This window comes from Actinophytocola glycyrrhizae (genome assembly GCF_042653545.1).
In the GTDB taxonomy this organism is placed as follows: Bacteria; Actinomycetota; Actinomycetes; order Mycobacteriales; family Pseudonocardiaceae; genus Actinophytocola; species Actinophytocola glycyrrhizae.
In genome coordinates this window covers 370,666-388,008 of record NZ_JBHSIS010000010.1, presented here as the reverse complement: position 1 = coordinate 388,008, position 17,343 = coordinate 370,666, and the positions used below count along the sequence as shown (strand labels likewise).

13 protein-coding genes are annotated in these 17,343 nt (G+C 71.2%); 9 read left to right on the top strand and 4 right to left on the bottom strand.

Going from position 1 to position 17,343, the window contains the following annotated elements:
* Window positions 1–5: 5 nt before the first annotated feature.
* The 3 genes from ACFPCV_RS23495 to ACFPCV_RS23485 are packed head-to-tail and all read left to right on the top strand — an operon-like array spanning window position 6 to window position 1,672.
* Window positions 6–470 carry a GNAT family N-acetyltransferase gene (locus tag ACFPCV_RS23495; RefSeq protein ID WP_378058739.1) on the top strand — a complete coding sequence of 155 codons (465 nt, stop codon included), beginning with the start codon at window positions 6–8 and terminating at the stop codon, window positions 468–470.
* Window positions 452–973 (top strand): gamma carbonic anhydrase family protein, encoded by a 522-nt coding sequence (locus ACFPCV_RS23490; protein WP_378058452.1) that lies wholly within the window; start codon window positions 452–454, stop codon window positions 971–973. The genes ACFPCV_RS23495 and ACFPCV_RS23490 overlap by 19 nt, the downstream gene beginning before the upstream one ends.
* A 21-nt stretch (window positions 974–994) precedes the next feature.
* A complete protein-coding gene (locus ACFPCV_RS23485; RefSeq protein ID WP_378058451.1) occupies window positions 995–1,672 on the top strand; it encodes a uracil-DNA glycosylase in 678 nt (225 codons plus the stop codon).
* A gap of 206 nt (window positions 1,673–1,878) precedes the next feature.
* Here the strand turns inward: ACFPCV_RS23485 and rpmB are convergent, their stop codons facing one another.
* Window positions 1,879–2,070 carry a 50S ribosomal protein L28 gene (gene rpmB, locus ACFPCV_RS23480; RefSeq protein WP_324925623.1) on the bottom strand — a complete coding sequence of 64 codons (192 nt, stop codon included), beginning with the start codon at window positions 2,068–2,070 and terminating at the stop codon, window positions 1,879–1,881.
* 164 nt (window positions 2,071–2,234) lie between these two features.
* Here rpmB and ACFPCV_RS23475 point away from each other — a divergent pair, with 164 nt between their 5' ends.
* The 4 genes from ACFPCV_RS23475 to recG all read left to right on the top strand — a co-directional run bounded on the left by ACFPCV_RS23475 (window position 2,235) and on the right by recG (window position 6,874).
* The gene (locus tag ACFPCV_RS23475) at window positions 2,235–3,887 is read left to right on the top strand and encodes a DAK2 domain-containing protein (RefSeq protein WP_378058738.1); all 1,653 of its coding nucleotides are present in this window, start codon (window positions 2,235–2,237) and stop codon (window positions 3,885–3,887) included.
* A 63-nt stretch (window positions 3,888–3,950) separates the two neighbouring features.
* Window positions 3,951–4,319 (top strand): MerR family transcriptional regulator, encoded by a 369-nt coding sequence (locus ACFPCV_RS23470; protein ID WP_378058450.1) that lies wholly within the window; start codon window positions 3,951–3,953, stop codon window positions 4,317–4,319.
* 1 nt (window position 4,320) lies between these two features.
* Complete coding sequence (trxA, locus tag ACFPCV_RS23465) at window positions 4,321–4,641, top strand: thioredoxin (protein WP_378058449.1); 321 nt, start codon at window positions 4,321–4,323, stop codon at window positions 4,639–4,641.
* A 49-nt stretch (window positions 4,642–4,690) separates the two neighbouring features.
* Window positions 4,691–6,874, top strand: coding sequence for an ATP-dependent DNA helicase RecG (gene recG / locus ACFPCV_RS23460; RefSeq protein WP_378058448.1), 2,184 nt, complete (start codon window positions 4,691–4,693; stop codon window positions 6,872–6,874).
* A gap of 282 nt (window positions 6,875–7,156) precedes the next feature.
* On the opposite strand, the gene ACFPCV_RS23455 is transcribed toward recG, so the two are convergent.
* Together ACFPCV_RS23455 and ACFPCV_RS23450 are read right to left on the bottom strand one after the other, a co-directional pair.
* Complete coding sequence (locus ACFPCV_RS23455; RefSeq protein ID WP_378058447.1) at window positions 7,157–8,839, bottom strand: hypothetical protein; 1,683 nt, start codon at window positions 8,837–8,839, stop codon at window positions 7,157–7,159.
* Between the two features lie 111 nt (window positions 8,840–8,950).
* Window positions 8,951–11,155: an MMPL family transporter gene (locus ACFPCV_RS23450; RefSeq protein ID WP_378058446.1), complete on the bottom strand. Its 2,205-nt coding sequence runs from the start codon at window positions 11,153–11,155 to the stop codon at window positions 8,951–8,953.
* Window positions 11,156–11,317: 162 nt separating this feature from the next.
* Here ACFPCV_RS23450 and ACFPCV_RS23445 point away from each other — a divergent pair, with 162 nt between their 5' ends.
* The gene (locus ACFPCV_RS23445; protein WP_378058445.1) at window positions 11,318–12,439 is read left to right on the top strand and encodes a S8 family peptidase; all 1,122 of its coding nucleotides are present in this window, start codon (window positions 11,318–11,320) and stop codon (window positions 12,437–12,439) included.
* Between the two features lie 648 nt (window positions 12,440–13,087).
* Window positions 13,088–16,462, top strand: a complete 3,375-nt coding sequence (locus ACFPCV_RS23440) for a pyruvate carboxylase (protein WP_378058444.1) — start codon at window positions 13,088–13,090, stop codon at window positions 16,460–16,462.
* Between the two features lie 44 nt (window positions 16,463–16,506).
* Here ACFPCV_RS23440 and ACFPCV_RS23435 read toward each other — a convergent pair whose 3' ends face one another.
* Window positions 16,507–17,118 carry a DsbA family oxidoreductase gene (locus ACFPCV_RS23435; protein ID WP_378058443.1) on the bottom strand — a complete coding sequence of 204 codons (612 nt, stop codon included), beginning with the start codon at window positions 17,116–17,118 and terminating at the stop codon, window positions 16,507–16,509.
* Window positions 17,119–17,343 lie beyond the last annotated feature (225 nt).

Here is a 17,343-nt window from a genome sequence, read left to right as displayed (position 1 = left end):
TGCGGATCGAAGTGCGGACCTACGACCACCCCGACGCGATGGCGTTGATCGCCGACGTGCAGCAGGAGTACGTCGTGCGGTACGGCCAGCAGGACCGGACGCCGGTCGACCCGGCCCAGTTCTCGCCGCCCAAGGGGTTGTTCCTCGTCGCCTACGTCGGTGACGAGCCGGCCGCCTGCGGTGGCTGGCGCGCCCACGACACGGACGCGGAACTGAAGCGGATGTACGTGCGCCCCTCGTTCCGCGGCCGCGGACTCGCGCGGGCCGTCCTCGCCGAACTGGAGCGGACGGCGGCCGGCGCCGGGTACGAGCGGGTGATCCTGGAGTCCGGGCAGAAGCAGCCGGAGGCACTCGCGCTGTACGCGTCGGCCGGCTACACACCGGTGACCCGGTTCGGGACCTACGCCGACGCGCCGGAAGCCGTGCACCTCGGCAAGGAACTGGAGGCGGCATGCCCATCTACGCCCTAGGCGACAAGGAACCCGCGATCCACCCGGACGCCTACGTGCACCCGGACGCGACGGTGATCGGCGACGTGACCATCGGCGCGTTCGCGTCGGTGTGGCCGGGAGCGGTGCTGCGTGGCGACGCGGGCTCGATCACGGTCGGCGCGCGGACCTCGGTGCAGGACGGCACGGTCGTCCACTGCACCGGCTGGCACCCCACCGTCATCGGCGCGGACTCGGTGGTCGGCCACAACGCGCACATCGAGGGCGCCACGGTCGGCGAACGGTGCATGATCGCGTCGGGTTCGGTGCTGCTCAACGGATCCGTGGTCGAGGACGGTGCCGTCCTCGGGGCCGGAGCGGTGATGTCGTTCAACGGCCACCTGCCGGCGGGCCGCATGGCGCTGGGCGTCCCGGCGAAGGTCCGCGAGGGCTACGAGGTCCCCGCCGACATGGTGTCGGGCATCGTGGAGAACTACGTCCAGCGGATTTCCGAGTACAAGGCGGGGCTGCGCAGGCTGTCGTAGGCGAGGGGATAAGGTCGCGCGGTGACCGCACGACCACTGCACGAGATCGTCGAAGCAGGCTGGGCGGAAGCGCTCGCGCCCGCCGCCGACCGCATCACCGCCATGGGGGAGTTCCTGCGCGCGGAGATCGCCGCGGGCCGCGAGTACCTGCCGTCGGGGGAGAACGTGCTGCGGGCGTTCAACCAGCCGTTCGCGGACGTGCGCGTGCTCATCGTCGGCCAGGACCCGTACCCCACGCCGGGCCACCCCATCGGCCTGTGCTTCTCGGTGGCCCCCGACGTCCGCCCGCTCCCGAAGAGCCTGGTGAACATCTTCAAGGAGTACAGCGAGGACCTCGGCCACCCGCTGCCGTCCAACGGCGACCTGGGCCCGTGGACCGAACGCGGCGTGCTCCTGCTGAACAGGGCGCTGACCGTGCAGCCCGGCCGCCCGAACTCCCACCAGGGCAAGGGGTGGGAGGACGTCACCGAGCAGGCGATCCGCGCGCTGGCCGCCCGTGGTGGCCCGCTGGTGGCGATCCTCTGGGGCCGCAACGCACGCAACCTCAAGCCACTGCTGGACCCGGTGCCGTGCATCGAGTCGGCCCACCCCAGCCCGCTGTCCGCGCACAACGGCTTCTTCGGCTCCCGCCCGTTCAGCCGCGCGAACGAACTGCTGGAGAAGCAGGGCGCCACGGCCATCGACTGGAAGCTCCCGTAGGCCTCCGGCGCCAGATGGTGCCGCGAAAGGCGCGTTCAGGGCGCTCAGCGCCCTGAACGGCCCATTCACGGCACCAAAGCCGGAAGCGGGAACCTGCCCGCGTAACCCCGATGATGGCGCCAACCCGCATCGTGGTCGGGCGGGCACAGCAAACCGGGCCCTGGCATCGCCAGGGCCCGGTTCTGTGATCCAGTGGCGCTCGGGTTCTACCCGCGCGTGACCTTGCCTGCCTTCAGGCAGGAGGTGCACACGTTCAGACGCTTGCGCTGCGAGATGCCGATCTTCGCGTGCACGGTCTGAATGTTCGGGTTCCACCGGCGGCTCGTACGCCGGTGCGAGTGCGAGACCGACTTGCCGAAGCCTGGCCCCTTGCCACAGACGTCGCAGACGGCAGCCACGTCAGGCACTCCTTTCAACAGTGGAAACTGGCCGACTGGCCAGCAAGCTCGCGGCCCGGCTCACGCCGGGCAGGCTTGACCAGGGTAACGGCTCACGATCCGGGCCACCAAACCGCCCCACTAGTCTGCTGGATGTCCGGCCAGACCCAACGCTGGGAGGCGTGATGCTGCAGGCGCTCGACGCTGCCCAGGTCCGTCGCTGGGCCGTGGCCTGTGTGCAGGCGCTGGACGCGCACCGCGAGGCCATCGACAGCATCAACGTCTACCCGGTGGCCGACGGCGACACCGGCTCCAACCTGCTGCACACCATGCGCGCGGCGCTCGACGCGCTGCTGCGGGCCCCCGCGAGGGCACGCACCGACGCCGGGGCCGCCGTTTCGGTGCTCGCCCGCGGTGCGCTGACCGGGGCGCGCGGCAACTCCGGGGTGATCGTCTCCCAGTTCCTGCGTGGCTCCGCCGACGCACTGGCCGACGTCGGCGCGGTGCTCGGGCCTGGCCTGCGTGCCGCACTCACCTCGGGCGCTGAACGGGCGCGGGCCGCCATGGCCGAGCCGGTCCCCGGCACGATGATCACCGTCTTCGAGGCCGCCGCGCGTGCCGCGCGGGACGAGTCGTCCGACGCGTTGCAGGACGTGGCCGCCGCGGCCGCCACCGCCGCCGCGGCCGCGCTGGCCGAAACCCCCCGCCAGCTCGCCGTTCTCGCCGAAGCCGGGGTCGTCGACGCGGGCGGGCGCGGGGTCGTGGTGCTGTTCGACGCGTTGCTCGCGGTGTTGACCGGGCAGCCGGCCGCGCTCGCCGCCGCGCAGCGCGCGACCGAGGAGCGGGTGGTCCGCCCGCAGGAGAGCTCGCTGTACACCTCCCGTGAGTCCGGCTCGGACGCGTTCGCCTACGAGGTCATGTACCTGCTGGAACAGGTCGCCGACGAGCACGCCGCCGACGGGCTGCGCGACACCCTCGTCGGTCTCGGCGACTCCGTCTCCGTCGTCGGCGACGGCGACGGGCTGTGGACCGTGCACGTCCACTGCAACGACATCGGCGCCGCCATCGAGGCGGGGGTCGACGCCGGCAGGCCGAGGCAGATCCGGGTGGCCCGGTTCGCCGACGCGCCGTCGGCGGAGTCGAACCGGTTCGCCAAGGACCGGGCCGTGGTCGTGCCGTCCCGCAGCACCGAGTTCACCGACCTGCTGATCAGCGAGGGCGTCACCGTCTGCCGGGTCGGCGACGACGACGGCGACGGTGCCGCCCACCGCCTGCTCGCGACCATCACCGGCACCTCGGCCGCGCACGTGACCGTGCTGCCAGCCGACCCCGCGCTGGTCGAGGCCGCCGACGAGGCGGCCATCCGCGCGGTGGCCGCCGGCCAGGACGTCGTCGTCGTGCCGGGTGCGTCGGCGGTGCAGGTGCTGGCCGCCGTCGCCGTGCACGACCCGCGCCGCCGCGCGAGTGACGACGTCGTGGCCATGGCCGAGGCGGCCGCGGCCACCAGGCGCGGCGAGGTCGTGGTGGCGACCGAGGACGCGATCACCTGGATCGGGGCGTGCGAGGCGGGCGACGTGCTCGGCTTCGCCGACGGCGAGGTCGTGCTGATCGAGCCCGGCCCGGCGGACGTCGCGGCACTGGACCGCGCCGCCACGGGTGTGGTGTCACGGATGCTGACCATGGGTGGCGAGCTGGTCACCGCGCTGCTCGGCGCGGAAGCGTCCGACGAGCTGGCCACGGAGCTCGAGGACTACCTCCGGCGTGTCCACCCGGAGACCGAGCTGGTGGTCTACCAGGGCGGACAGCGTGACGCGGTGCTGGTGCTCGGCGTGGAGTGACGGTCGGCCGCCCCGAAAAGCGGGCTGGCGTTCCTGTCGGGGGGAATGTCTACAGTCGGTCGCATGCGGATCGGTGAGCTCGCGAGCAGTGCGGGCATCTCCACGAAGGCGCTGCGCTACTACGAGGAGCGGGGGCTGCTCGACGCCCCGCGGCGCACCAACGGGTACCGGGACTACGACGAGTCGCACCTGCGGGTCGTGCGGGAGATCCAGACGTTGCAGGAGGTCGGCTTCGCGCTCGAGGACACCCGGCCGTTCGTCGAGTGTCTGCGTGCCGGGTACGAGGAGGGTGACTCGTGCCCGGACGCGATCGCCGTGTACCGCCGCAAGATCGCCGAGGTCGAGGCGTACCTGGCACAGCTGAACGTGGTGCGTGACGAGCTGCGGGCCAAGCTCGCGGACGCGCGCTCGCGCAGGGGAGAGGGGAACTGACATGGACGCGGTGACGGAGTCGACGTTCGAGGGCCGGGTGCTCGGGCACGACAGGCCGGTGCTGGTGGAGTTCTGGGCGACGTGGTGCGGGCCGTGCCGCATGGTCGCGCCCGTCCTGGAGCAGATCGCGGTGGAGCGGCCCGGTCTGGACGTGGTGAAGGTGAACTACGACGAGGAACCGGCCATCGGGCAGCGGTACGGCGTGCTGGGTCTGCCGACGATGCTGCTGTTCGCGGGTGGTGAGCCGGTGCGGTCGATCGTGGGTGCGAAACCGAAGGCGACGCTGCTGCGCGAGCTGGACGAGGCGTTGTCCTGGCGGTGACGGCCCGGCCGCCCCGCGATTGTCGGTGGGGCGCGACATAATCGCCTCGATGCTCTCCATGGACAGCAAACTCGAGGCGGCGGTGGGCGCCAAGTCGGCCAAGGCGCTGGCCGGCGCGTTGGACCTGCACACCGTCGGTGACCTGGTCCGCTACTTCCCGCGGCGGTACGCCGAACGCGGGGAGCTCACCGACATCGCGGGGCTGGAGATCGGCGAGCACGCGACCGTGATGGCGCGTGTGCAGTCGTTCAACGAGCGGCGGATGCGGCAGCGGTCCGGCTGGATCAGCGAGGTCGTGATCACCGACGGCAGCCGCACGCTGGAGTGCACGTTCTTCAACCAGCGGCACCACAAGCGGGCGCTGACGCCGGGCACGAACGCGCTGTTCGCCGGCAAGGTGTCGCGGTACCGGAACAAGCTGCAGCTCACCAACCCCGACTACCAGCTGCTCACCGAGGAGACCGAGGGCGACGCGAGCGAGACCGCGGAGACGGTCGAGAAGTTCACCGGCCTCATCCCGGTGTACGCGGCCGCGGCGTCGATCCAGTCGTGGCAGATCGCGAAGTGCGTGCGGCAGGCACTGTCGATGCTCGACGAGATCGAGGACCCGATGCCGCCGGAGCTCCGCCTGCGCCGGGGCTTCGACAACTACGACGAGGCCATCCGCAAGATCCACACGGCCACCGACTGGGCGGGGGTGCAGGTCGCCCGCGCTCGCCTGAAGTGGGACGAGGCGATGGCGGTCCAGCTCGCGCTGGCGCAGCGGCGGCACGGTGCGGTGTCCCGGCCCGCGCCGGAGTGCAAGCGGCGCGACGACGGGCTGCGGGCGGCGTTCGACAGGCGGCTGCCGTTCACGCTCACCGCGGGCCAGCAGGAGGTGGGCGAGATGATCGCCGCCGACCTCGAGGTGGCGCACCCGATGAACCGGCTGCTGCAGGGCGAGGTCGGTTCCGGCAAGACGATCGTGGCGCTGCGGGCGATGCTGCAGGTCGTGGACGCGGGCAGGCAGGCGGCCTTGCTGGCGCCGACCGAGGTGCTGGCCGCGCAGCACGCCCGGTCGCTGCGGAACATGCTCGGTGACCTGGCGATGGCGGGCGAGCTGGGCGCGGCGGAGGAGTCGACGCGCATCGCGCTGCTGACCGGTTCGCTGCCGGCGGCGCTGCGCAAGCAGGCGCTGCTGGACGCGGCGAGCGGGGCGGCGGGCATCGTTGTCGGCACGCACGCGCTGATCCAGGACACCGTGCAGTTCGCGGACCTCGGGTTCGTGGTGGTCGACGAGCAGCACCGGTTCGGTGTCGAGCAGCGGGACGCGCTGCGCACGAGGGCCGGGGAGAACAGCAGCCCGCACGTGCTGGTGATGACGGCGACACCCATCCCGCGCACGGTCGCCATGACCGTGTACGGCGACCTGGAGACGTCGTCGCTGCGGGAGCTGCCGGCGGGCCGCTCGCCGATCAGCACGGCGGTGGTGCCCGCGGCGGAGAAGCCGACGTGGCTGGACCGGGCGTGGCAGCGGATCCGCGAGGAGGTCGCGGGCGGGCACCAGGCCTACGTGGTGTGCCCGCGGATCGGCGACCAGGACGCCGCCGAGGACGTGAGCACCGACGACGACGGCCGCCGTCCGCCGCTGTCGGTGGTCGAGGTCGCGGAGATGCTGGCGGAGGGCCCGCTGAAGGGCCTGCGCCTCGCGCTGCTGCACGGCAGGCTGCCTGCGGACGACAAGGACGCCGTGATGCGTGCCTTCGCCGCCGGTGAGATCGACGTACTGGTGGCGACGACGGTGGTCGAGGTGGGGGTCGACGTCCCCAACTCGACGGCCATGGTGATCATGGACGCCGACCGGTTCGGGGTGTCGCAGCTGCACCAGCTGCGTGGCCGTGTGGGCCGGGGCAAGGCGCCGGGGGTGTGCCTCCTGGTCACCGAAGCCCTCGGGGGCACCGCGACCAGGGAACGTCTCGACGCTGTGGCGTCCACCCTGGACGGTTTCGAGCTGGCCAGGGTGGACCTGGAGATGCGCAGGGAAGGCGACATCCTCGGTGCCACCCAGTCGGGGAAGCGGTCGGCGTTGAAGTTGCTTTCCCTGCTCCGGGACGAGGAGTTGATCGCCGAAGCGCGGACGGAGGCGCAGGAGCTGGTGGCTCGGACACCGGACCTGTCCTTGTATCCCGGATTGGCCGCCATGGTGGCTTCGCTGGTTTCCGGGACGAAGGCCGAGTATCTCGAGAAGGCGTGATTCTTTTTCGCCGGGTTTCGGGTCAGGTGCGCGGGGATGGATTCACGGCAGGCTTGATTCAAGCCGGTTTGTTTCCCCCCTTTTGCGCAAGTTGGCCGGTGGTTGCCGGAGTTGATTCGCCGACGGACCCGGGGGTGTCTTCTGGGGCTGGTTTGGGCCCTTGTCGGCGCGACCTTCTGTTCGTCGACGTGCGTGACCGCGTTGCCCGAGCGGGGATTCGAGGGTTCCCGAATAGCCGAAAGCCCCCGTCAGACTCGCGTCTGACGGGGGCTTTCCGCTGTCCTACTTGCTGTTGCCGTTCACCTGAGCCGCCTTGGGCTGCGGCTGCGGTTGCGGGGTGGGCGCCTGGCGGGCCGTTGCCTTCTGGGCGGCCGCGAAGTGCCGTTTCGCGTCCTCCAGGATCGAGAACGTCGTGTTGACGTGGTCGGACACCCGGCGCTCGAACTCGTCGGCCTGGCGGATGCGGTCCGCGGCCTCGGCGAGGCGCTGTTCCGCGTCCTCGACGATCTTGGCCGCGCGGATCTTCGCGTTCGCCTGCTGTTCGTTGAGCTCCTTCTCGACCTCGGTGCGCTTGGCGGTCAGCGCCTTGTCCGACGCCTTGGCGCGGGCCTCCGCGTCGGCGACGGTCTTGTCCGCCTGCTGCTGTGCCATCGACTCGAGTTCGGCCAGGTTCTTCTCCACCGAGGCCTTCTTCTCGGCCAGCGTGCGCTCCTGCTCGTCGGTGCGGCGCTTCGCCTCCTCGATGATCTTGGCGGCCTGCTGCTGCGCGGCCTGCTGACGTGCGGCGATCTGCTTCTCCGCCTCCGCCTGCTCGCTCGCGACCGTCTCGCGGATCTTGCCTGCCTCGACCTCCGCGTCGCCGACGATCTTGGCCGCCCTGGCCTTCGCCGCGGACTCGCGCTGGGCGATCTGCTGGTCGGCCTCGGCGCGCTCGGCGGCGATCGTCTCGCGGAGCTTCACGGCCTCGCGCTCCGCGTCGCCGATGATCTTCGCCGCACGGTCCTTCGCGACCGCGGCGCGCTCGGACAGCTCCCGCTCCAGCTCCGCCCGGCGCTGGTTGAGGGCCGCCTCCGTCTCCTGCTCCAGCGAGGCCCGCTTCTCGGCGGCCTTCTGGTCGAGCAGCTCACGCTGTTTGAGGGCGTCCGCGTCGCGCTGGTCGCGACGCTGCTTCGCCTCCGCGTCCAGCTGCGCGATCCGGGTCTCGTTGGCCTTCGTCGCCCGCTCGATCTCGCCGCGCGCCTCGGCCATCAACTGCTCGTGCTCGGTGGCGTTGCGGGCCCTGAGCTGCTCGTACTCGTTCTCGAGCGTCGCGTGGTTCTTCGCGTACTCGGCCTCGAGCGTCTTGCGCCGCTCCGCCAGCTCCGCGGTGATGCCGTCCTGCTTGACCTTCTGCTCGCCTGCGTACTTCTGCACGTCGGCCTTGACACTCGCCGCGTACTCGTCCGCCGCCGTCTTCGTCTGCGCGACGTAGGTGTCCGCGTTCTGGCGGGTCGCCGCCGCGTGCTCGTCGGCATCGTGCCTGGTCTTCGCCGAGTAGGCGTCCGCCTCCTCCCGCGTCGTCGAGGCGTGGGCGTCCGCCTTGGCGCGCGTGGAGTGCGAGTACTCGTCCGCGTCGGCTCTCGTCGACCGGTCGTAGTTGTCGGCGTCGCGCTTGAACTCGGCGATCTCCTCCTCGGCGAGCTGCCACATCAGCCGCTGCCGCTCCGACATCGCCTCGGTGGACGTCGGGTTCACGGTGATGCGGTGCAGCTGCTCCTTGGCGTCCAGCAGCTGCTGCTGGGCGCTGCCGAGAGCCTTGGTCAGCTCGGCGACCTTGGCCACCGCTTCGTCGCGGCTCTTCGTCACGTGGCTCAGGTCGAACGAGAGGCGCGTGACCCGCTCGTTGACCTGTCGCGGGTTGTAGCCGCGGAGGACAGTGTCAAAACGTGGAACGCGGAGATTCGCGTCGGACTCGCCATCGGGCATGTTGCCACACTTTAGATGGTCCCTCCGCCGGGTCACTCCGGCAGGCGGGTGATAAGCCGCCGAAGACCATCCCGTCTCGTCGAGCGGCGGGATGGTCTTCGGCGGGACTAATCAGCCGCGCTGCATTACCACCGTGGGCTGCTGCCCGGTCGAGTGATCATCAATTGGGGATATCGGTGACCCGGTGTCACGCTGGATTCGGCCCGGCCACCAGTTCGCCCTGCCGAGCAGCGTCATGATCGACGGGAGCACCAGCACCCGGATGATCATGGCGTCGACGAACACGGCGACCGCGAGCCCGACACCCATCTGCTTCATCTCGTTCAACGACAGCGTCGCGAAGATCGCGAACACCGACACCATGAGGACCGCCGCGGACGTCACCACCCCGGCCGACCGGCTGATGCCGTGCGCCACCGCGTCCCTGGTGGACATCCCGGCCCGCGCCGCCTCCCGGATCCGGCTCACCACGAACACGTGGTAGTCCATGGACAGTCCGAACAGGACCGCGAACAGGAACAGCGGGATCCACGCGACGAGCGCGCCGTTGGACCGGAAGTCCAGGACGCCCTCCGCCCAGGTGTGCTGGAACACGAGCGTGAGCGTGCCGAACGCGGCCGCCGCCGACAGCGAGTTCAGCAGCAGCGCGGTGAGCGCCACCACCAGCGAGCGGAACGTGACCGCCATGACCAGGAACGTCAGCAGCAGGACGAAACCGATCACGACCGGCATCCGGTCGGCGAGGTTGCCGGTGTAGTCCTCGTTCTCCGCGATGCCCCCGCCGACCGCGTACTCGGCGCCGCCGACGGCTCCGATCGTCGCGGGCACCAGGGTCGTGCGCAGCGCGTCGAGCGACCGCGCGCCATCGTCGGTGCCGACCTCGGCCGTGGTCGGAAGGTCGAGCGTGGTGACCCGCCCGTCGGCCGACACCGTGATCGCCGGCGCGTCGACCCTCGTGAACAACGGGTCGTCCTGGGTGCGGCCGGACAGGGCGGTCAGCGCCGCCCGCACCTCGTCGGCCTGCGCGGGAGCCGCCTTCACCGCGATCACGTGGTTCGTGCCCTCGCTCGGGAACGCAGTGGTCAGCCGGTCGTAGGTCTGCATGACCGGCATGCCGCGCGGCAGGTCGGACTCGCTGGTCGACTTCAGCTTCATGTCCAGCGCGGGCAGCGCGAGCGCGCCGAGCGCCGCGACCGACAGCAGCAGCGTGACCAGCGGGAACCGCAGCGCGGGCCGCAGCAGCTTCGGCCACACGCGGGGCGGGCCGGTGCGGTTGGTGAGCCGCCACAGCAGCGGCACGCGCGGCCGGTCGACCCGCCTGCCGAGCTTCGCGAGCAGTGCGGGCAGCACGGTCAGCGACCCGAGCACCGCAACCGCGACCACGATCACCGAGCCGGTCGCGAGCGAGGCGAACACGGCGTCGTTCGTCAGGTACAGCCCGGCCATCGAGACGATCACCGCGACCCCGGACACCACGACCGAGTGGCCGGACGTGGCCGCCGCGATCTCCACGGCACGGGTGTGCGACGCGCCCTTCTGCCGTTCCTCCCGCTCCCGCTTGAGGTAGAAGAGCGAGTAGTCGACGCCGACCGCCATGCCCATCAGGACGATCATGCTGCTCGCCGACTCGACGGCGGGCACGAAGTGCGACACCAGCCCGGCGAGCCCGAACGCGGCGCCGACCGCGGACATCGCGAGCAGCACCGGCACGCCCGCCGCGATGATCGCGCCGAACGCGATCAGCATGATCAGGAGCGTGACCGGCACGCTGATCAGCTCTGCCTTCAACAGGTCGTCCGCGACCTGGTCGTTGATCCCCTTGTCGATCGACGCGCCGCCGACCTGCTCGACACGGACGTCCGGGTGGTCGCGCTGCACGGCCGCGGTCTCGTCGACGAGCGTGCCGACGTGATCGCTCGCGGCGTCCGGCTCGCCGGCCATGGTGACCGGCACGAGCAGGGCGGAGCCGTCCCGCGACGGCACCGGGTCGCCGACCGCCTCGACCTCGGCCAGGCCGGACAGCCTGCGGGCGGCCTCGTCCGCGGCCGCCCGCGCCGCGGCCTGGTCGAGCGACCCGGAGCGGGCCGTGATGAGCACGTTCTCCTTCGCGTGTTCCGCGAAGTCCCCCTCGGCGACGATGGTGGCGGCGCGGCCGGACTCCCCGATGGCCATGTCCGCGCCGGTCGCCTCGTTCGTGCCGGCCCACCCGCCCGCCGCGAAGCACACGGCCACGAACACGACCCACATCCCGATCGCGCGCCACGGATGGGTCGCGCTCCACCTGGCCACCCGAACCGTTGCCGGCTGCCTGCGCATGCGATGTCCTTTCCCCTGTGTCCCAACAGGTCCGATCGTTTCGGAACCGGTGGTGCCGCACACGGGGGTGCGCCCCCGGACCGGGGGTGGGGGCAGCCCTACCCCCCGCATGGCAAATGGTGAAGCTTGCTCACATATGTCGCGTCGCGTACCGACAGAGGTATGAACCTGCGCAAGCTGATGGCGGAAGTCGGGGTCGCGTGCCTGCTCGGGACGTTGTGGGCGGCCCCGGCGAACGCGGAGCCCGAACGGTACGGCGACTACATCGTGGTGCTGGACCAGGACGCGGGAGTCGGTGCCTTCACCCACCGGTTCGCGTCGGTCGAACACGTCTACTCCTCCGCGCTGTCCGGGTTCTCGGCCCGGCTGAGCGAGAAGCAGGCGGCGGCACTCGCGCGTGAGTCCGGTGTGGACGCCGTGGTGCCGGACACGCCGGTGCGCGCCATGGGCGTGCAGTACAACCCGCCGTCCTGGGGACTCGACCGGATCGACCAGCGCGACCTGCCACTGGACCGCCGGTACCGCTACCCGAACGAGGCGCAGGGCGTGCACGCCTACGTACTCGACACCGGGGTGCGGGCGACGCACACGGACTTCGGCGGCCGGGTGCTGCCGGGCTACGATTTCACCGACGACGACACCGACGCGAGCGACGGCAACGGGCACGGGACGTTCGTCGCGGGCATCATCGGCGGCACGAAGTACGGGGTCGCGAAGAAGATCAGGATCGTGCCGGTGAAGGTGCTGAACGACTCGGGTGCCGGTTCGATCTCCGACGTGATCGCGGGCGTCGACTGGGTGACCGCCAACGCCGTGAAGCCCGCGGTGGCGAACATGAGCATCGGCGGCGCGGCGAACGTCGCGCTGGACACCGCGGTGCGCAACTCGATCGCGTCCGGCATCAGCTACGCGGTCGCGGCGGGCGGGTCGGCGACGGACGCGGGGAACTCCTCGCCCGCCAGGGTGACCGAGGCGCTGACGATCGGGGCGAGCGGCCCGAACGACTGCATCTCGTCGAGCACCAACCGCGGCTCCGTCGTGGACATGTTCGCGCCGGGCGTGAGCATCGTGGGCCCGTGGCCGACCAACGACACGGCCACCGCGACGCTGTCCGGCTCCTCGATGTCGGCACCACACGTGGCCGGCGCCGCCGGCATCCACCTGCAGGCCAACCCGGCCGCCACGGCGGCGGACGTGCACGCGGCGCTCGTCGCGGCGTCGACGAAGAACCGGCTGTGCAACGTCCCACCCGGGACGGCGAACCGGTTGCTGTACGTGGGCTAGCCGGTCTCTTCCGTGAAGGCTTCCTGTTCGGCGGGTTTGTCCTCGCCGGACGGGCAGGTCTCGGGGGTGGCGGAGGGGCAGGTCGGCTGCGGTTTGGACGGGTCTGCCTGCCACCCCGTCGACCTCCCAGGGGCTATCACACCGCGCCAAGGGGGGCCGCTGCGTGGGTCGGGCGCGTGGCGCCCGGGGCTTCGGTGCTGTGAAAGGCGCATTGACGGCGTGGGTGGTGCCGTGAAAGGCGCGTTCAGGGCGTTGGGCGCCGTGAACGGCCCATTGACGGCAGTGGTTGTGCCGTCAACGCGCCTTTCACGGCACCGGGCTGCCCCGCGGGTGCTCGTCAGGAGGAGCGCGACGACGAGCAGGGCCGCGCGGCGAAGCCTGCGTCTCTTCGGCGGGGCGGCACTCGCCCGTTGGGCGCGCTTCTGTCGTCGGCCGGGCTTCTGCCGGGCGGGTTCGGCGCCGGGCCGGACGGGGTATGAAGAGGTGCGGCGGCCGCGCCGCCCGGCCGGCGAGGCCATCGTGGACATCACCCTTCCGGATGATTGGTCGTCAAACAGTCAGGCCCGTCACGTGGGACATCTCTCCCGACAGGCGGGAGCCACCGGTAACGTTCCCGGCAGTTCCCGACCCCCTGGCAGGAGGTACGGCATGTTCCGCAAGGTGCTCGTCGCCAACCGTGGCGAGATCGCCGTCCGGGCATTTCGCGCCGGATACGAGCTGGGAGCCGGCACGGTCGCCGTGTTCCCGCACGAGGACCGCAACTCAGCACACCGCATGAAGGCCGACGAGGCCTACGAGATCGGCGAACCCGGCCATCCGGTCCGCGCCTACCTCTCCGTGGAGGAGATCATCAAGGCGGCGCGGAAGGCCGAGGCCGACGCGGTGTATCCCGGCTACGGCTTTCTGTCGGAGAACCCGGAGCTGGCGCGGGCGTGCGAGGCCGCGGGCATCACGTTCGTCGGCCCGTCCACCGAGATCCTCGAGCTGACCGGCAACAAGGCCCGCGCGGTCGCCGCGGCACGCGAGGCGGGGATCCCGGTGCTGCGGTCGTCGCCGCCCTCATCCGATCTGGACGAGCTGCTCACCGCGGGTGAGGAGCTCGGCTACCCGCTGTTCGTCAAGGCCGTCGCGGGCGGTGGCGGGCGCGGCATGCGGCGCGTCCTGGAGGCCAGGGTGCTGCGTGAGTCGCTCGAGGCGGCCATGCGCGAGGCCGAGTCCGCGTTCGGCGACCCGACGGTGTTCCTCGAACAGGCCGTGGTCGACCCGAGGCACATCGAGGTGCAGATCCTCGCCGACGGCGACGGCAACGTGATGCACCTGTTCGAGCGCGACTGCTCGGTGCAGCGCCGCCACCAGAAGGTCATCGAGATCGCGCCTGCGCCGAACCTCGACCCCGCGCTGCGCGAGCGGATCTGCGAGGACGCGGTGAAGTTCGCGCGGCACATCGGCTACCGCAACGCGGGCACCGTCGAGTTCCTGCTGTCCCGGGACGGGCAGCACGTGTTCATCGAGATGAACCCGCGCATCCAGGTCGAGCACACGGTCACCGAGGAGGTCACCGACGTCGACCTCGTGCAGTCGCAGCTGCGGATCGCGAGTGGTGAGACCCTCGTCGACCTCGGCCTGTCGCAGGACACGGTCCGGCTGCGTGGCGCCGCGCTGCAGTGCCGCATCACCACGGAGGACCCCGCCAACGGGTTCCGGCCGGACACCGGGAAGATCAGCGCCTACCGCTCGCCGGGCGGCGCGGGCATCCGGCTCGACGGCGGCACGACCTCGCCGGGCACCGAGATCAGCGCGCACTTCGACTCGATGCTGGTGAAGCTGTCCTGCCGGGGCCGTGACTTCCCGGCCGCCGTGGCCCGCGCCCGCCGCGCGGTCGCCGAGTTCCGCATCCGCGGTGTCTCGACGAACATCCCGTTCCTGCAGGCCGTGCTGGACGACCCGGACTTCATCGCGGGCAACGTCACCACGTCGTTCATCGAGGAGCGGCCGCACCTGCTGACCGCGCGCAGCTCCGCCGACCGCGGCACCCGGCTGCTGTCCTACCTGGTGGACGTCACCGTCAACAAGCCGCACGGCGAGCGGCCGGACATCATCGACCCGGCCGAGAAGCTGCCGGACATCGAGCTGGCCAACCCGCCTGCCGGGTCGAAGCAGAAGCTCGACGAGCTCGGCCCGGAGGGCTTCGCGCGCTGGCTGCGGGAGTCGAAGGCGGTCGGGGTCACCGACACGACGTTCCGCGACGCGCACCAGTCGCTGCTCGCGACCCGCGTGCGCACGAAGGACCTGGTGACGGTCGCGCCGTACGTCGCGCAGATGACCCCGGAGCTGTTGTCCGTCGAGTGCTGGGGCGGCGCGACCTACGACGTGGCGCTGCGGTTCCTCGCCGAGGACCCGTGGGAGCGGCTCGCCAAGCTCCGCGAGACGATGCCCAACCTGTGCCTGCAGATGCTGCTGCGCGGCCGCAACACCGTCGGGTACACGCCGTACCCGACCGAGGTGACGGCCGCGTTCGTGGACGAGGCGGCGGCCACCGGCATCGACATCTTCCGCATCTTCGACGCGCTCAACGACGTCGAGCAGATGCGCCCGGCCATCGAGGCCGTGCTGTCGAACGGGAAGGCCGTCGCCGAGGTGGCCCTGTGTTACACGGCCGACCTGTCCGACCCGAACGAGCGGCTGTACACACTGGACTACTACCTGAAGCTGGCCGAGCAGATCGTCGGCGCGGGCGCGCAGGTGCTGTGCGTCAAGGACATGGCGGGCCTGCTGCGCCCGCCCGCCGCGCACCGGCTGGTCACCGCGCTGCGCAAGGAGTTCGACCTGCCGGTCCACCTGCACACGCACGACACCGCGGGCGGCCAGCTCGCGACCTACCTCGCCGCGATCCAGGCCGGGGTGGACGCGGTGGACGGCGCGTCGGCGTCGATGGCGGGCACCACGTCGCAGCCGTCGCTGTCGGCGATCGTCGCCGCCACCGACCACGGTGAGCGGGAGACCGGGCTGGACCTGCGGAAGGTGTGCGACCTCGAACCGTACTGGGAGATCGTGCGGAAGATCTACTCGCCGTTCGAGGCCGGGCTGCCGGGGCCGACCGGTCGCGTGTACACCCACGAGATCCCGGGTGGACAGTTGTCGAACCTGCGCACGCAGGCGGCGGCGCTGGGCCTCGCGGACCGGTTCGAGGAGATCGAGTCGACCTACGCGGCGGCCGACCGCATGCTGGGCCACCTGATCAAGGTGACCCCGTCGTCCAAGGTGGTCGGCGACCTGGCGCTGCACCTGGTCGGCGCCGGGGTGGACCCGAAGGAGTTCGAGGCCGACCCCGGCCGGTTCGACGTGCCCGGCTCGGTGATCGGCTTCCTGCGCGGCGAGCTCGGCGACCCGGCCGGTGGGTGGCCGGAACCGTTCCGCACCAAGGCGTTGCAGGGGCGCGCACCGGCGCCCGAGCCACCCGGCCTGTCCGAACAGGACCGGTCAGGGCTGGTGTCCGACCGGCGCGCGACGCTGAACCGGCTGCTGTTCCCGGCGCCGGCCAAGGAGTTCATGACGCATCGCGAGCAGTTCAGCGACACGTCGGTGCTGGCGAGCAAGGACTTCTTCTACGGGCTGCGGCCGCGCATCGAGTACCCGGTCGACCTGGAGAAGGGCGTCCGGATGCTGATCGAGCTGGAGGCGATCGGCGAGGCGGACGAGCGCGGCGTGCGCACCGTCATGGCCAAGCTGAACGGCCAGCTGCGCGCGACCCAGGTGCGGGACCGGTCGGTGGCGTCGGACGTGCCGGTGGCCGAGCGCGCGGACCGGGCCAACCCCGGCCACGTCGGCGCCCCGTTCGCTGGGGTGGTGACGCTGGCGGTCGCCGAGGGCGACACCGTCGAGGTGGGGGACACGGTCGCGACGATCGAGGCCATGAAGATGGAGGCGTCGATCACCGCGCCCAGGGCGGGCACGGTGGAACGCGTCGCGATCGGGGCCGTGCAGCAGGTCGAAGGCGGCGACCTGCTGGTCGTGCTGAGCTGAGGCGGTCCGCGGCCCGCGCGTGCCGAACGCGCGGGCCGCGGGCATCAGCCGAGAGCCTGCTGCAGCGCCGACTCGAAGACCTCCACCGGTTGTGCGCCCGACACGCCGTACCTGCGGTCCAGCACGAAGAACGGCACCCCGGTCGCGCCGAGCAGGCGAGCCTCGCGGATGTCGGCCTCCACCTCGGACGTGTACCGGTCGCCGGTCAGCACGGCCCGCGCACCCTCGACGCCGATGTCCTCGCTCAGCCGCACCAGCGTGTCGACGTCGTTGACCGTCTCGCCCTCGACGAGCTGGGCGCGCATCAGCCGTTCGTGCATCTCGCCGCCGAGGTCCTGTGCCTTCGCGTGGTGGGTGAGGCGGTGCGCGTCGAACGTGTTGACCATGACCGCGTGGTCGTAGTCGTAGTGCAGGCCCTCCACCGCGGCCAGCTCGGTCACGCGCTCGGTCATCTCGCGCACGTCAGCCGCGCCGAACTTCTGCGCCAGCCCCTCGTACACGGGGATCGCCTGGTCGCGCGGGAACGCCGGGTCGAGCTGGAAGCTGCGCCACTCCACGTCCACCGGGTGGTCGAAACCGGCGAGCGCGGTCTCCAGCCGCCGCTTGCCGATGTAGCACCACGGGCACACGATGTCGGACCAGACCTCGATCTTCACAGTGCGCAGCCCCCGTCCTCGCACACCGGCACGTTCTCGTCCCCGACCGTCACCAGAACCGGCGCTTCCCCGGTCGCTTCCACGTCGTCCATAACCGCATGAACAGTGCCGGTCCGGCGGGAATTCCGCGGATGGTTATGGCGATCATGGCCGCTATGTGGTTACGGTAAGTCACTCGGTTCGGTTGGCTGGGGGCCAGCCGGGGAATCTGGGGGGATTCAGATG

What these genes read in the sequence shown, in the direction of transcription:
- ACFPCV_RS23490 (WP_378058452.1), top strand. Translation starts at nt 452, where the DNA reads ATGCCCATCTACGCCCTAGGCGACAAGGAACCCGCGATCCACCCGGAC.
- ACFPCV_RS23475 (WP_378058738.1), top strand. Translation starts at nt 2,235, where the DNA reads ATGCTGCAGGCGCTCGACGCTGCCCAGGTCCGTCGCTGGGCCGTGGCC.
- ACFPCV_RS23470 (WP_378058450.1), top strand. Translation starts at nt 3,951, where the DNA reads ATGCGGATCGGTGAGCTCGCGAGCAGTGCGGGCATCTCCACGAAGGCG.
- trxA (WP_378058449.1), top strand. Translation starts at nt 4,321, where the DNA reads ATGGACGCGGTGACGGAGTCGACGTTCGAGGGCCGGGTGCTCGGGCAC.
- recG (WP_378058448.1), top strand. Translation starts at nt 4,691, where the DNA reads ATGCTCTCCATGGACAGCAAACTCGAGGCGGCGGTGGGCGCCAAGTCG.
- ACFPCV_RS23455 (WP_378058447.1), bottom strand. Translation starts at nt 8,839, where the DNA reads ATGCCCGATGGCGAGTCCGACGCGAATCTCCGCGTTCCACGTTTTGAC.
- ACFPCV_RS23450 (WP_378058446.1), bottom strand. Translation starts at nt 11,155, where the DNA reads ATGCGCAGGCAGCCGGCAACGGTTCGGGTGGCCAGGTGGAGCGCGACC.
- ACFPCV_RS23445 (WP_378058445.1), top strand. Translation starts at nt 11,318, where the DNA reads ATGAACCTGCGCAAGCTGATGGCGGAAGTCGGGGTCGCGTGCCTGCTC.
- ACFPCV_RS23440 (WP_378058444.1), top strand. Translation starts at nt 13,088, where the DNA reads ATGTTCCGCAAGGTGCTCGTCGCCAACCGTGGCGAGATCGCCGTCCGG.